Annotated in this window: 10 protein-coding genes and 1 pseudogene; 3 read left to right on the top strand and 8 right to left on the bottom strand. The window is 67.8% G+C overall.

The window, feature by feature from the left end:
• Positions 1-33: 33 nt before the first annotated feature.
• The 5 genes from Y710_RS03630 to Y710_RS03610 all read right to left on the bottom strand — a co-directional run bounded on the left by Y710_RS03630 (position 34) and on the right by Y710_RS03610 (position 5,909).
• Positions 34-699 (bottom strand): hypothetical protein, encoded by a 666-nt coding sequence (locus Y710_RS03630; protein ID WP_062366386.1) that lies wholly within the window; start codon positions 697-699, stop codon positions 34-36.
• A 42-nt stretch (positions 700-741) separates the two neighbouring features.
• Positions 742-2,142: a hypothetical protein gene (locus tag Y710_RS03625; protein ID WP_045537296.1), complete on the bottom strand. Its 1,401-nt coding sequence runs from the start codon at positions 2,140-2,142 to the stop codon at positions 742-744.
• Positions 2,143-2,211: 69 nt separating this feature from the next.
• On the bottom strand, positions 2,212-3,510 hold the full coding sequence (locus Y710_RS03620) for a lipase family protein (RefSeq protein WP_062366384.1): 1,299 nt from the start codon (positions 3,508-3,510) through the stop codon (positions 2,212-2,214).
• Positions 3,511-3,605: 95 nt separating this feature from the next.
• Positions 3,606-4,631 (bottom strand): aspartate-semialdehyde dehydrogenase, encoded by a 1,026-nt coding sequence (locus Y710_RS03615; protein ID WP_006897385.1) that lies wholly within the window; start codon positions 4,629-4,631, stop codon positions 3,606-3,608.
• Between the two features lie 12 nt (positions 4,632-4,643).
• A complete protein-coding gene (locus tag Y710_RS03610) occupies positions 4,644-5,909 on the bottom strand; it encodes an aspartate kinase (protein WP_039867782.1) in 1,266 nt (421 codons plus the stop codon).
• 139 nt (positions 5,910-6,048) lie between these two features.
• Between Y710_RS03610 and Y710_RS03605 the strand changes: the two genes are divergently transcribed.
• Entirely contained in the window at positions 6,049-7,236 is a 1,188-nt protein-coding gene (locus Y710_RS03605; protein WP_006897387.1) for a hypothetical protein, read from the top strand.
• Positions 7,237-7,249: 13 nt separating this feature from the next.
• Here Y710_RS03605 and Y710_RS03600 read toward each other — a convergent pair.
• A pseudogene (locus tag Y710_RS03600) lies at positions 7,250-8,419 on the bottom strand (ABC transporter substrate-binding protein).
• A gap of 223 nt (positions 8,420-8,642) precedes the next feature.
• Between Y710_RS03600 and Y710_RS03595 the strand changes: the two are divergent.
• Complete coding sequence (locus tag Y710_RS03595) at positions 8,643-10,160, top strand: MFS transporter (RefSeq protein ID WP_045537279.1); 1,518 nt, start codon at positions 8,643-8,645, stop codon at positions 10,158-10,160.
• Between the two features lie 85 nt (positions 10,161-10,245).
• On the opposite strand, the gene Y710_RS18650 is transcribed toward Y710_RS03595, so the two are convergent.
• Positions 10,246-10,416, bottom strand: a complete 171-nt coding sequence (locus Y710_RS18650; RefSeq protein WP_156150441.1) for a hypothetical protein — start codon at positions 10,414-10,416, stop codon at positions 10,246-10,248.
• Between the two features lie 227 nt (positions 10,417-10,643).
• Here Y710_RS18650 and leuA point away from each other — a divergent pair, with 227 nt between their 5' ends.
• Complete coding sequence (gene leuA, locus Y710_RS03590; RefSeq protein WP_006897391.1) at positions 10,644-12,491, top strand: 2-isopropylmalate synthase; 1,848 nt, start codon at positions 10,644-10,646, stop codon at positions 12,489-12,491.
• A 103-nt stretch (positions 12,492-12,594) separates the two neighbouring features.
• Here the strand turns inward: leuA and Y710_RS03585 are convergent, their stop codons facing one another.
• Positions 12,595-13,899, bottom strand: a complete 1,305-nt coding sequence (locus Y710_RS03585; protein WP_062366382.1) for an Ig-like domain-containing protein — start codon at positions 13,897-13,899, stop codon at positions 12,595-12,597.
• Positions 13,900-14,062: the final 163 nt, after the last annotated feature.

The raw sequence follows: 14,062 nt of genomic DNA, 5'->3' as shown, positions 1-14,062 counted from the left end.
GCGCATGGCCGAACCGGACCCGCTGTCCCCAAGCTACCCGCCGGAGGCGCGCCGGAAGGGTTTCATGGCCATCGACTTCGGCAGCCACTCGTTGATCGGCCTGCGCAGGGTGATGAGCGCGGAGAGGACGAGCACCCCGCATTGCACCCACGCGAGCACTCGCAGCGACGCCGAGACCTCCGGATAGTGGAACAGCAGAGCCGCACCGACGACGGTGAACAGGACCGTCACGGTGATCACCGAGAGATAGATGCTGCGCAGATTGCGGCTGTGCGCCCGCGCGGTACCGACAAGCAGCGGATATCCCAGTGCCGTGAACAGCGGGATGCCCACGAGCAGCGCGGGCGTCCAGAACGACGCCATCGAGGCCGCCTTCTCTCCCGGATCCACCCCCGGGACGTTCTGCAGACCTGGCTGCAGACGCTCGGCCATCAACCCCTCGAGCCAGGAGAGATTGGCGAATCCGTACACGACCCACGCCAGGCACGCCACCGCGGCGATCGCCCAGACCACGCGCGCGTCACGGACGAGCGCGACCGGCGGCGGGCCGGGGTCGACGGGACGCGCCGGATACCTGCCGCTGAGATCGCTGTCCTTCGACCGCCGCGCGATCTCGGCGAGGTCCTCGGCGTCGAGTTCGGCCTGCGTCGGAATCCGATCGCGGTCGGCGTCGTCGTCGAACGGTCCGGGAGTGGTCATGTCATTGATGATGGCACGACGCGCACGCCGGTCCGGTGGGCACTAGCCGGAGATCTTCAGCATCCGGGTCACGGTGCCCTGCCAGAGTGTTCCGCCCGGCGCGATCATGCCGGTGAGCTGCATCGGCTCGTCGATCGGCGCGGTCCCCACGCGCCGCGTCGCCACCCGTCGACCGGTCTGGAAGTCGACAGCGACGTAGTCGACCGGTCCCGACTGCTGCGGTCCCGGCACGTACGGGCCGTAGGCGAGACCGTGAATCAGACCGTCCGCCCGGGACAGCCGCGGCAGCGTGGCCATTCGGTCGGTGGTGTTCTCCCATACTCTCGTGCACGCCCCGTCGCGGACGTCGATGCGCGTCATACCGCCGCGGAAGGGAGCGAACGCCGGATCGCTCGGCCCACCGCTCACCGCCATCGGCGGGTACTGGAATCCGTACGTGCTGGGGATCACCAGGCTGTCGCCCCACGCCATCGGGGAGTTCTCGGTCCCCTGGTTCGGTGATGCGAAGGCCCGCGTCCGGCATACCTGCGAACCGTCGTCGGAGCGGTAGACGATCAGGTTCGGCACCGCGGCGTTGTCGACGATCGCGACCCAGCCGTCGCCGCCGGGACCGAAGTAGGTCGGCGTGGTGCCCGATCCCCAGGTCAGCTGTCCCGGCCGGCGGGCGGCACCGCGATCGTAGGCGCGCCGCCACACCGTCCGCGGCACGCCGTCGGCGTCCGCGCGCATCTCGTAGAGTGCGTGCGTGGTCAGCACCGACGCACCGGAGCGACGGACGGTGAGCCCGTTGCCCAGTTCTTCGCCCTTCGGCAGGCGCGTGGCCCCGACCCGGCCGTCGGGCAGCACGGTGCCGATGACGCCCTCGGTGGTCGCGAACCAGGTGCGCCCCTGATAGTCGGGGGCCAACCCGGTCACGCCGTCGCCGCCGAGGTATTTCGACACGTCGGTGCTCTCGTCGACGCGCAGCGCCCAGCCGGACCGCGTCCGGTGGTGACCGACCCGCAGGATCTTGCCCGAGCCGTCGGCCACCACCACCCGGTTCCGGTCGTCGAGGAACCCGTACACCCCGCCGAGGAGCTTGCCCTTGGTCAGCGGCAGCCGCGCGACGACCTGGGCGGTCCGCGGATCGAACATGGTCACCACCGGAGTGGCGAACTGCGGCGGGGTACCCGCGACGTAGGCCGTGCACAACGAGACCGGGAAGCCATCCGAGCCCACGAAAGTCGCGGCGCACACACCGCCGGGAACGCTCGACGCCGCGACATGCCCGGTCTTGCCCGGCCCGCGCAGGACGGTGCTGTCGGTCGATTCGGGATCACCGTGCATCAGCGAAGTGGAGGCCGGGCCGACGCCGGGAACGGCCGGGCTCGCCACGGCAGTCGTCGTCGACACCGTGACGAGCCCGATGACCGCCGCCGACAGGGCGATCAGGAAGCGCTTCATGTCAGTCATGACCAGTAGTCGATCACATGATCGCCGATCACGGGCGACCACTTGCACACGACCGACTGGTCAGCTGTTCAACTCACTGAGGATGAAACTCGTCGCCGGCAGCATCTTGGCCAGCATCGGCAGTGCGTGATTCACGACCAGCCCGGGGAAGATCGGCGGCGTGAAATCGTTGTCGAGCCGCACGTCCGCCCCCTGGGCCTTCCAGTCGCGGTACAGCTGCACCACCTGTCCGTGCGGGATGACGTCGTCACTGACCCCGGTGGAGATCAGCACCGGTGCGTTCGGCTTGAGGCGGCCGATCCGCTGGTCGTCGAGCATCTTCTGGACGCGGGGGTACTTCTTGATGACCGCGCTCAGCGACTTCCCGTTGCGAGTCCACTGGTCGGTGCGCTGGAATCCGTGCGTGAGACCGGTGTCGGCGATGCATTGCGTCGCGACGTCTTTCAGGGCGCGGCGCCCGGTCGCGCTGGTCTCCTTCTTCAGGATCGGGTCGAGCGCCGGATACCGCGCCACGAGTCCGTTGATGGCGTAGCCGATCGCGCCCGAGATGAAGGTGCCGTCGATCTGGCCGATCACCTTGGACAGATCCGCGGGAGGCGCACCGGCGTAGGTGGCCTTCACGTTGAGGTCGGAGGCGTAGGTGGACGCCAGCTCGGCTGCCGACGCGGTCGCACCGCCGCCCTGGGAGTAGCCGGAGAAGGCGACAGGAGCGTCCTTGGGGGCCTTGGCCACCTTGAGTGCGGCGCGGGCGGCGTCGAGCACGGCCCGACCGGACTCGAGACGGTTCACGTACGTGTGGATGCCGGGCGTGCCCATGCCGACGTAGTCGGTGAGCACCACCCGCACGCCGTTGAGCAGGAAGAGGTTCATCTCGAGCCCGGAGTAGTTGACGCCGAGACTCGGCTTGGTCGGGTCGATGGACATCGGCAGCGAGAGCATCTTCGACCCCGCGCACTGGTCGCCTTGTCCGACGGTGCCGGGCGCCAAGACGACGGTGGGCCGCGGCCCCCTGCCGTGCCACGGCGCGGTCGGCTCGACCACTGCGCCGGTGACGGCCGTCGGCTTCCCGTCCTGCCGCGTGGTCGTGTACATGATGCGGGTCGCGGTCCCCGGCCATTGGTTGCGAACGCCCGGGATCTGCAGCAGGAGCTGGGTGGGCTGGGTGCGGACCACCGATCCCGGGGTCTCCGACAACCGAGCGGGAGGGCGATAGAAGTCGCCGACGGCACCCGCGTCGCCGGTGCCGGTGACGAGCCCGGAGGCCGCGACCGCACCGACGACGGCGATCGAACCGGTGCGCCTGACGACGCTGGAAACGGATGAACTTCTGGACGAGACGAATCCCCGAATTTTTCTCACGGGAGTAATCTACGCCATAAGTTACCGCTTGGTAAGTCCCGATTTCGACGTTCCGCCGCCGACGAGCGAACCCGCCCGCCGCCGGGCGCGCGTCGTCAGACCAGCAGCTCGGCGATCTGGATCGTGTTGAGCGCGGCACCCTTTCGCAAGTTGTCTCCGGAGACGAAGAGCGCGAGGCCACGCCCCTCCGGAGCGCCCGGATCCTGACGGATACGCCCGACGAGAGAGACGTCGCCGCCGGCCGCGTCGAGCGGGTTGGGCACGTCCGCGAGCCGGACCCCGGGCGCGCCGTCGAGGATCTCGCGTGCCTGCTCGGGGGTCACCGCTTCATCGAACTCGGCGTTGATCGACAGCGAATGGCCGGTGAAGACCGGGACGCGGACGCAGGTTCCGCTGACCAACAGCTCGGGGATGCCGAGGATGCGTCGCGACTCGTTGCGCAGCTTCTGGTCCTCGTCGGTCTCACCGCTGCCGTCGTCGACGAGGTTGCCCGCGAGCGGCACCACGTTGAACGCGATCGGCGCGACGTAATTGATCTTCTCGCCGAGATCGACGGCGTGCCCGTCGTAGACGAGCTGCTCGGCGCCGTCGACGCCGGCGCGCACCTGCCCCGCGAGTTCCTGCACGCCCGACAGCCCGCTGCCCGAGACCGCCTGATAGCTGGAGACGATCAGCCGGCGCAACCCCTTGGCGTCGTGCAGTGGCTTGAGCACCGGCATCGCAGCCATCGTGGTGCAGTTGGGGTTCGCGATGATGCCCTTGGGCGGGTTCTTCGCGAGCTCACCGTTCACCTCCGACACGATCAGCGGCACATCGGGATCCTTGCGCCAGGCCGACGAGTTGTCGATCACCGTTACTCCGGCGGCGGCGAACCGCGGCGCCTGCACCTTCGACATGGTTCCGCCCGCGGAGAACAGAGCGATGTCGAGCCCCGCCGGATCTGCGGTCGTCGCGTCCTCGACCACCACTTCACCGCCGCGCCACGGCAGCTTCTTGCCCGCCGACCGCGGCGACGCGAAGAACCGCACCTCGTCGGCCGGGAAGTTCCGGTCTTCGAGGATCTGACGCATGACGCCGCCGACCTGGCCGGTGGCGCCGACTACTCCGAGTCGAATACCCATCTGAGCGTCCTCCTATCGTCCGGTGCCGCCGTAGACCACGGCGTCCTCGTCGGCGCCGAGACCGAAGGCCTCGTGCAGAACGCGGACCGCCGGATCCAGATCGGATTCACGGACGAGGACCGAGATCCGGATCTCGGAGGTGGAGATCAGTTCGATGTTGATGCCCGCGTCGCTGAGCGACTCGCAGAAGGTCGCGGTGACCCCCGGATGACTCTTCATTCCCGCACCGACCAGCGACACCTTGCCGATGTTGTCGTCGAGCACCACCTCGCGGAAGCCGATCTCCGACTTGAGCTTGCCCAGTTCGGCCACGGCGACCTCGCCGAGCTCCTTCGGCAGCGTGAAGGTGATGTCGGTCTTCCCGGTCTCCACCGCCGACACGCCCTGCAGGACCATGTCGATGTTGATCTCGGCGTCGGCGACGGCGCGGAACACCTTCGCCGCGTAACCGGGCTTGTCTTCGATGCCGACCACGGTGACCTGAGCTTCGCTGCGGTCGTGGGCGACGCCGGTGAGGATTGCTTCTTCCACGGGGATGTCCTCCATCGAGCCGGACACAACGGTGCCGGGCTTAGTCGAGTACGACGAGCGCACATGAACTGGAACGTTGTATCGGCGGGCGTATTCCACGCAACGCAGCATCAGCACCTTCGCGCCGCATGCGGCCATCTCGAGCATCTCCTCGAAAGAGATGTGATCGAGGTGCTTGGCATTGCTGACGATGCGCGGGTCGGCCGTGTAGATGCCGTCGACGTCGGTGTAGATCTCGCAGACGTCGGCCTCGAGAGCGGCGGCGAGGGCGACGGCGGTGGTGTCCGATCCGCCGCGGCCCAGCGTGGTCACATCCTTGGTGTCCTGCGAGACGCCCTGGAAACCGGCGACGAGGACGATCTTCCCCTCGTCGAGCGCACTGCGGACCCGGCCCGGAGTCACGTCGATGATCTTGGCCTTGCCGTGGCTGCTCGTGGTGATCACGCCGGCCTGCGAGCCGGTGAACGACTGCGCGTTCTCCCCGAGGCCCTCGATCGCCATGGCGAGCAGCGCATTGGAGATGCGCTCGCCGGACGTGAGCAGCATGTCCATCTCACGGTCGGGGGGATTCGGGTTCACCTGTTCTGCCAGATCGAGCAGTTCGTCGGTGGTGTCACCCATCGCAGAGGCGACGACGACCACGTCGTTCCCTGCGCGCTTGGTCTCGACGATGCGCTCGGCGACCCGGCGAATGCGCTCGGCATCCGACACCGAGGATCCGCCATACTTCTGGACGACCAGTGCCACGTCGTGCAACCTTCCTTATCTGTACAGCTGTCTCGTCTACATGAGCTTCTGCAGCTTCTGCGGGAATCGCGCGGGGTTCACCTTACCCGCCGGACCTGGCGCGGCACATTTCGCGGAGGCCACCGTAGGATCACCTCCGATGACTACCGTGCGCCCGATGTCCACCATGCGACGCTTCGGCATCACCCACGAGTTCGCCCTTCGATGCGTCGGGGTGTACCTGACGATTCGCGTCGTCGGCATCGTGATCCTCACCGTCTTCGCCGGACTCCACCACACCGGTCTCACCGCGCTGCTGTCCATGTGGGACGGCGAGTGGATGCTCGGCATCGCCCAGCACGGCTACGGCGGAATCCCCCTGTGGTTCACCGACGGAAACGGCGTCCACACGGAGTTCACCGCGTACGCATTCTTCCCCGGTTATCCGATGACGGTGCGGACCGTCGCCCTGGTCCCCGGCCTGTCGCCGTTCGCCGCGGCCATGATCGTCAACGTGGTCGCGGGATGCCTCGCCGCGGTGGCGGTGGGTCGTATCGGAGTGATCTGCTCCGGGCGGATCCGTTCCTCGGTTCGGTCGACGCCCGACCAGGCCTCGACGGCCGGACTGGTCCTGGTGGGCCTCTTCGCCGCCACGCCCATGTCGGTGGTGCTGAACATGGCCTACACCGAGGCGGTGTTCTGCGCACTCGCGGGCTGGGCGCTCGTCGGAGTCCTGGAGCGGCAGTGGCTGCTCGCCGGACTCTGCGCCCTCGGTGCCGGACTCGTCCGGCCGACCGGCGTCGCGGTGATCGCCGCCGTGATGCTCGCAGCGATCGTGGCCCGGCGCGACGGCCCTCGTGCGTGGGCCGCCGTGATTCTCGCGCCGCTCGGTTACCTCGGCTACCTGGCAGTGGTGTGGGCGCAGACCGGCTCGGCGACGGGCTGGTTTCAGATCCAGACGACGGGGTGGAACACCACATTCGACGGCGGCGCGGCCACCTGGCGATTCCTCACCCAGACGCTCGGCAGCGGATCGGACTTCTCAGCGATCGCAACGGCCCTGTTGATCATCTCGGTGCTCGTGTTGTTCGGTTGGTCGGTCGCCGACCGCGTGCCGTGGCCGGTGCTCGTCTACGCGGCGGCCGTGCTGGCGTCGATCCTGCTGTCGGACGGCCTGATGATGAGCCGTGCGCGACTGCTCCTGCCCGCGTTCGTCCTGCTGATCCCGGTGGCCGTGCGGATCGCACGACGGCCGCGGACCGAGATCATCGCCTTCCTCGCCGTCGCCGCCCTGTTCTCCGGCTGGTTCGGTGCCCGCATGCTCACGGTCTTCCAGTACGCCATCTGACGACGGCGCGCGGCTATCCCTTGATCTGAAGCCACGCCTTCGACCAACCGTCGTAGCCGACGCACTCGACGTTCTTGCGACCGTCGACGCAGTCGCGCATCGGCGTGGTCCAGTACCAGATGTGCGAGGCGTACTCGGGGTCCGCGGAGTGGTACACCGCGCAGTGCGTCCGGTCCCGCATCAGTTCGCACGCCTTCGCGTTCGCGGGTGACTCGCCGAAGTACTCCGCGACGCGCGCGTTGACCCGCGCGCTCACGATGTAGTCGACCCAGCGGTACGCGCAGTTCGGATGCTCGGCCCGGGAACTGATCATCCACGAGTCCGACCACCCCGTCGATCCCTCATCGGGCAGCACCGTCGCCACCGGAGCACCGCCGTCGCGGGCGAGGTTGGCCGCCATCTGCCACGTGGAACCGAGCACGCTCCAGCCCGCGCTGAACGCCTGCACCTCGCGGACGATGTCGTTCCAGTACTCGCCGACCGCTCTGCGCTGCTCCTCGAGCAGCGCGACGGCCGCGTCGAACTGCCTCCGGTCGAGCGCGTAGGGATTCGTGATGCCGAGATCGGGCCGGTGCCGCATCAGATACAGCGCGGCGTCGGCGATGTAGATCGGCGAATCGTAAGCTGTCACCCGGCCCGCATAGCGCGGCGCGTCCTCGAACACGGCCCGCCAGGACGTGGGCGCGGGTCGCACGACGTCTGTGCGATACATCAGGAGATTGGCACCCCAGCCGTGCGGCACACCGTAGGTGATCCCGTTCTTCGCATTCCACGGCTTGCCCTTCAAGAAGGGATAGATGTCGGAGTACGAGGGGACCAGCGCGGTGTTGATCGGCTGTACGTCACCGGCGTCGATCAACCGCAGCGACGCGTCGCCCGATGCCGAGACCACGTCGAACTGACCGGTCCGCATCAAGGACACCGCTTCGTCGGAGGTGCCGAAGGTCTTGACCTCCACCTGGCAGCCGGTCAGGTCCCGGAACGGCTGCACCCAGTTCACGGACCGGTTGTTGCTCCCGTCCTCGGCGTAGCCCGGTCATGCCAGGACGTTCAGCACGCGCTCTGCCGGACCGAGGACCGATCGCATGGGCACCGGGCCGGGACCGGCGGTGCTGCAACCGGCCACGAGTGCGGTCGCCGCGACGAGGATCGTCGCGGCGGCCAGCCTGCCGATCGTGGCCACGCCTCTCCTTGCCGGCCGCCGTGGGCGGCCTCCACAGCCCGTTGTACTCCACCCGGGACCGTCGCGGTCCGCGATCGAATCACCGGTGTGCTTCTGATGTCGATCGGCCGGAAACGAGGTCGCTGACCACCGCATATCCGGCGTAGCCTGAACGGGCCGCGGTCGCGCTTGCATCGCCGGCCGCGCCCGCGATCCACACCTCACAGATCTGGAGCCCGCACGCATGCCCTCGGTCCCGCCGCCCACCGGCACCGCACCCGCGGCCGATCGGAAGACATGGTTCGGGCTCGCGGTTCTGATGCTGCCGGTACTGCTGGTCTCGATGGACTTCTCAGTGCTGTACCTGGCGATGCCGACGATCACCGCGGCGCTCGACCCGTCGGCCACACAGCAGTTGTGGATCCTCGACATCTACGGGTTCCTGATCGCCGGGCTGCTCATCACGATGGGCAACCTCGGCGATCGGATCGGGCGACGGCGGATTCTGCTGTGCGGCGCGGGTGTCTTCGGCGGTGCGTCGGTGCTCGCCGCGTTCTCGCCCGGTGCCGGGGCTTTGATCGCGGCCCGCGCGTTGATGGGCGTGGGAGGTGCGACGCTGATGCCCGCGAGCCTCGCGCTGATCGCCAACATGTTCACGCGCAGTCACGAACGCGCTCGCGCCATCGGGGTGTGGACCTCGGCGTTCGCCGGCGGTGCCGCTATTGGCCCGGTTCTCGGAGGCCTTCTGCTGCACCACTATTGGTGGGGAGTGGTGTTTCTGATCAACGTGCCGGTGCTCGCGGTGCTCTTCGCGGCGGGGCCGTTCGTCCTCCCCGAGTACCGATCGGCCCGCACCGGTCGGTTCGACGTCGTCGGTGTCGCGCTGTCACTGCTCGGCGTCCTCCCCGCCGTCTACGCGGTCAAGGCGCTCGCGACCGAGGGGGTCTCGCCGCTTGCGGCGACGGCGGGTCTGGTCGGCATCGCGATGTTCGCAGTATTCCTCCGCCACGAGGCGCGCACGCGAGATCCCCTCCTGGACTTGAACCTGTTCCGCAACCCCACGGTGAGCGTGTGCCTCGCCATCGCGCTGGTGGGAATGATGGCCGAGGGCGGCATCGCCTATCTCTCGAACGTCTATCTCCAGTCGGTGCTGGGCCACGACGTTCTGGCCGCGGCGCTCGCCGGACTCCCGATGGCGGTGACGATCGCCGTCTTCTCCGTCGTCGCCGATCGCATCGCCCGACTGGTCGGAAAGCGGTACGCCCTCGCCGGCTCGCTGGTGGTCGCCGCGACGGCGAATCTCGGATTCATCGCACTGGGCACCACGTCGTCGCTGTTGGTGTACATGGCCCTGAGCGCTCTCGCCGGAATCGGATACGGTGTGCAGTTCTCGCTGGTGACCGACGTGGTGGTCGGCGCCGTGCCGCCGGAGCAGTCCGGTGCCGCGTCGGGCATCTCGGAGACCTGTTTCGAACTGGGAACCGCCCTCGGCCTGGCTCTCTTCGGCTCGCTGGCCACCGCGGTCTTCCTGTCCCGCGGCGGCGACAGCGGGGTGACGGGATCGCTCGGTGAGACCCTCGTCCGCGCCGACGCCATGAGCACCGGCGGAGACGCCCTGGCAACGGCCGCGCGAGAGGCCTTCGTCGACGGACTGCACGCGACCACACTGGTGAGCGGACTGCTGCTCGCGGTGTTGAGCATCGTCACCGTCCTCGCGATGCGCCGCCGCGAGCACCGCGCCGAAGCAGCCGTCGAGGTGTGACGACGAAGACGCGGGCCCCGACGTCCACAGTCGAGACCCGCGCCCTGCCGCAGGAGTGCGCCTACTCGGCGCATCCGTTCACGAATCAGCGGTGCCAGAGAATCTCTTGCCCGAGAATCGCATTCACACCCATGGCGAATCCGTCCCACACCGGCAGCCAGACGCTGTTGTAGAAATCGGACTGTGCGAAGGCGACCCCGAGGTCGCCGATGATCGGCACCTCATGCCACTGCACGCTTCCGCTGCTGCTGCCCATCTCGTCTCCATTTCTCTAAAGAATTTGTAAACAAGGTGATCCTAACCTAACTTTTTGTGATGGCAACCGGCCCCGGCATCGCCGGACTCAAGTGCTATCGTTGATGTCATGCAGCGTGCACTCCTCCTCGGTTGCCGCGGCGGGGTCTGATCCGACCGGCCCTCCGTCGCGGGGCCTCTTCACGCGCCGGTCAAAACCCCTTCTTTTGATCAGGAGATTGACCCCTCATGGCACCAGCAGACGCTTTCACCTCCGGTCCGAGCCGCATCGTCGAGCCCAACGGACCCATCCCGGACGGCCAGCCCAGCTGGAACCCGCAACGCAATTCGGCGATGCCCGTCCACCGCTACCGCAGCTTCGCCGATGAGGTCGAGAAGATCGCGCTGCCCGACCGCACTTGGCCCGACAAGGTGATCGACCGGGCACCGATGTGGTGCGCCGTCGATCTGCGCGACGGCAACCAGGCTCTGATCGATCCGATGAGCCCGGCCCGCAAACGACGCATGTTCGATCTGTTGGTCCGCATGGGCTACAAGGAGATCGAGGTGGGCTTCCCCTCCGCGAGCCAGACCGACTTCGACTTCGTCCGCGAGATCATCGACGAGGGCGCCATCCCCGACGACGTGACCATCCAGGTGCTGACCCAGGCCCGCCCGGAACTGATCGCCCGCACCTACGAGGCCTGCGCCGGCGCGCAGAACGTGATCGTCCACTTCTACAACTCCACGTCGGTCCTGCAGCGCCGCGTCGTATTCCGCGCTGACAAGGCCGCGATCACCAAGATCGCCACCGACGCGGCCGAGCTGTGCCTGGCCGAGGAGCAGAAGTACCCCGACACCAACTGGCGTTACGAGTACTCCCCCGAGAGCTACACGGGCACCGAGTTGAGCTACGCCAAGGAGGTCTGCGACGCCGTCTCCGAGGTGATCGCCCCGACCCCCGACAAGCCGTTGATCATCAACCTGCCCGCGACCGTCGAGATGACGACGCCCAACGTGTACGCGGACTCCATCGAATGGATGCACCGGAATCTGGCGCGCCGTGACTCGATCATCTTGAGCCTGCACCCGCACAACGACCGCGGCGAGGGCGTCGCGGCCGCCGAACTGGGTTACATGGCGGGCGCGGACCGGATCGAGGGCTGCCTGTTCGGCAACGGCGAGCGCACCGGCAACGTCTGCCTGGTGACTCTCGGCATGAACCTGTTCAGCCGCGGTGTCGACCCGCAGATCAACTTCTCGGACATCGACGAGATCCGCCGGACCGTCGAGTACTGCAACCAGCTGAACGTTCCCGAGCGGCACCCGTACGGCGGCGACCTGGTCTACACCGCGTTCTCCGGCAGCCATCAGGACGCCATCAACAAGGGCCTCGACCAGATGAAGGTCGACGCCGACGAAGCCGACAAGGACGTCGACGACATCTTGTGGCAGGTCCCTTACCTGCCCATCGACCCGAAGGACGTGGGCCGCAACTACGAGGCCGTGATCCGGGTGAACAGCCAGTCCGGCAAGGGCGGCGTCACGTACATCATGAAGGCCGACCACGGACTGGATCTGCCGCGTCGACTGCAGATCGAGTTCAGCCGCGAGATCCAGAAGATCACCGACGGCGAGGGCGGCGAGGTGAACCCGAAGGCGATGTGGGACGTGTTCTCCCGCGAGTACCTGGAGCCCGTGAAGCCACTCGAGCGGGTGCGGCAGCAGGTTTCGGCTGCCGAGACCGACGACGGCGAGGACTCGGTGACCGCGACGGTTCTCGTCGACGGCACCGAGAAGGAGATCTCCGGATCGGGCAACGGTCCGCTGGCCGCTTTCGTCGACGCACTGTCGACCATCGGGTACGACGTCCGGGTCCTCGACTACTCGGAGCACGCGATGACGGCCGGCGGCGATGCCGAGGCCGCGAGCTACGTCGAGGCGGAGATCAACGGCGAGACGGTATGGGGCGTCGGCATCGCCTCGTCGATCACGACCGCGAGCCTGCGCGCCGTCGTCTCCGCGGTGAACCGGGCCTTCCGCACCGAGACGCCGGCCGAGACCGCCGCCGAGGGCGCCCGCACGTGGGCTCCCTGACGCGCCCGCGTCGCAGCCGAACCGAGCACTGAACCCCGAACGCACCGAACCCCGCGAGCCGAAGCTCGCGGGGTTCGGTGCGTTCACGCCCGGTGCCCGGCTGTCAGAAGAGTCCTCGGACGAGGTCGGAGACGACACCGCCGCCCAGACTGCCGCTGCTGCTGCCGAGGCTTCCGTCGCCGTCGGGAGTTCCGGGAGTCGGAGGATCGGCGTCGTCATTCACCGAGACGATGACCGGACCGGAGATAGCACCGGAATGGCCCGCCGTGCCGCTGTAGACCGCGGTGACGGTGAAGTCTCCGGCGGCCGCGAACGCGTGCTGCAGCTTCGCCGCGCCGCCGGAGACCGTCACGGGCCCGCCGACGTCGTCGCCGTTGACCTTGAACTGCACTGTCCCGCCGGTCAGGTCGGCCGGCGTCAGCTCCGCCTTGAGCTCCACTGCGGCACCCGGCTTCGCGGTCGCGGGAGCGATCACCTTCACCGTGGTCTCCGTCTCGCTCGGCTCGGGATCGGAGACCTTGATGGTCTTGGCCTCCGACGTCGAGCCGGAGAACCCGGCCGCACCCGAGAACACCGCGGCGACCTCCTTGTCCCCGGCCGAGGCGAACGAATGCTTCAGCACAGCCGCACCGCCGGAGACAGCCACCGGAGCACCCAGATTCGCTCCATCAGCCTTGAACTGCACAGTGCCCCCACCCGGATTCGGTGACACCGACGCCGACAACGTCACCTCGTCACCGGTCGTCGCGGCGCCCGGCACCGACAAGGTGGTCACCGTGTCCTCATCCACCGGCGCGGCATCCACGCGAATGGTGGCGAGCGGACCGGCGCCGGCATTGGTCGGGCCACCGTCGCTGTCGCGCGGCGAGCAACGGGTCGGGGCCCACTGAGTACCGAACAGACTGGCCTTCGCCAACTGTGTACTGAAGTTCTCGTTCGCGTTCTGGTTCGCGGCGTTACCCGCGATCCGCACGGTGGGCTCGATGACGCCGGCGGTGCCCGCCTTCAGCGTCACGTCGATCGCCGGCATGCGGAACCACGTCTCACCGCTCGAATTGGTGGTGCCGTCGAGGTTCTTCTTCGTCTTCGGGATGACGATGCCGCCCTCGCTGTTCGTGCTCGACGTAGGGCTGTTCGCGATGACCTGGTTGTTGCCCGACAGCCTGATGACCGAGCCCGTCGGGCTCACATTCCCGCTGTTGTCGACCAGCAGAACATTCGGCGCCACGCCACTGAGGCCGACGGACGATCCCGCCACCACATCGGCGCTGACGAAGGTGGAGTTCGCCGGGACGGCGAAGTCGTACTTCAAACGCGACAGGTTGGTGGTGGTGGCACCGGAATCCTTGTCGGGGAACGAGGACGGGTTCGGCTGAATCCGGATCGTGAACTTCTCGCCCTCGGACACCGACTCCGGAGCGTCGACGGTGATCGTGTTGCCGACAGGCTCGTGTTGCCGACAGGCTTCTTGACCGTCACGATCGAACTCGCCACGCAGATCGACTGGAAGGTGGTGTCGGTCGTCGCCGCCGAGGCCGGCGCGTCGACGACCACCATCGCTCCGGCTAGAA

Origin of the sequence: Gordonia sp. QH-12, from assembly GCF_001578675.1 — a bacterium.
GTDB lineage: Bacteria > Actinomycetota > Actinomycetes > Mycobacteriales > Mycobacteriaceae > Gordonia > Gordonia sihwensis.
This window is presented reverse-complemented; position numbering and strand designations above follow the sequence as displayed.

Coding starts and splice junctions, on each gene's coding strand:
- Y710_RS03630 (WP_062366386.1), bottom strand. CDS start 699: ATGACCACTCCCGGACCGTTCGACGACGACGCCGACCGCGATCGGATT.
- Y710_RS03625 (WP_045537296.1), bottom strand. CDS start 2,142: ATGAAGCGCTTCCTGATCGCCCTGTCGGCGGCGGTCATCGGGCTCGTC.
- Y710_RS18650 (WP_156150441.1), bottom strand. CDS start 10,416: ATGGGCAGCAGCAGCGGAAGCGTGCAGTGGCATGAGGTGCCGATCATC.
- Y710_RS03605 (WP_006897387.1), top strand. CDS start 6,049: ATGACTACCGTGCGCCCGATGTCCACCATGCGACGCTTCGGCATCACC.
- Y710_RS03595 (WP_045537279.1), top strand. CDS start 8,643: ATGCCCTCGGTCCCGCCGCCCACCGGCACCGCACCCGCGGCCGATCGG.
- leuA (WP_006897391.1), top strand. CDS start 10,644: ATGGCACCAGCAGACGCTTTCACCTCCGGTCCGAGCCGCATCGTCGAG.
- Y710_RS03615 (WP_006897385.1), bottom strand. CDS start 4,631: ATGGGTATTCGACTCGGAGTAGTCGGCGCCACCGGCCAGGTCGGCGGC.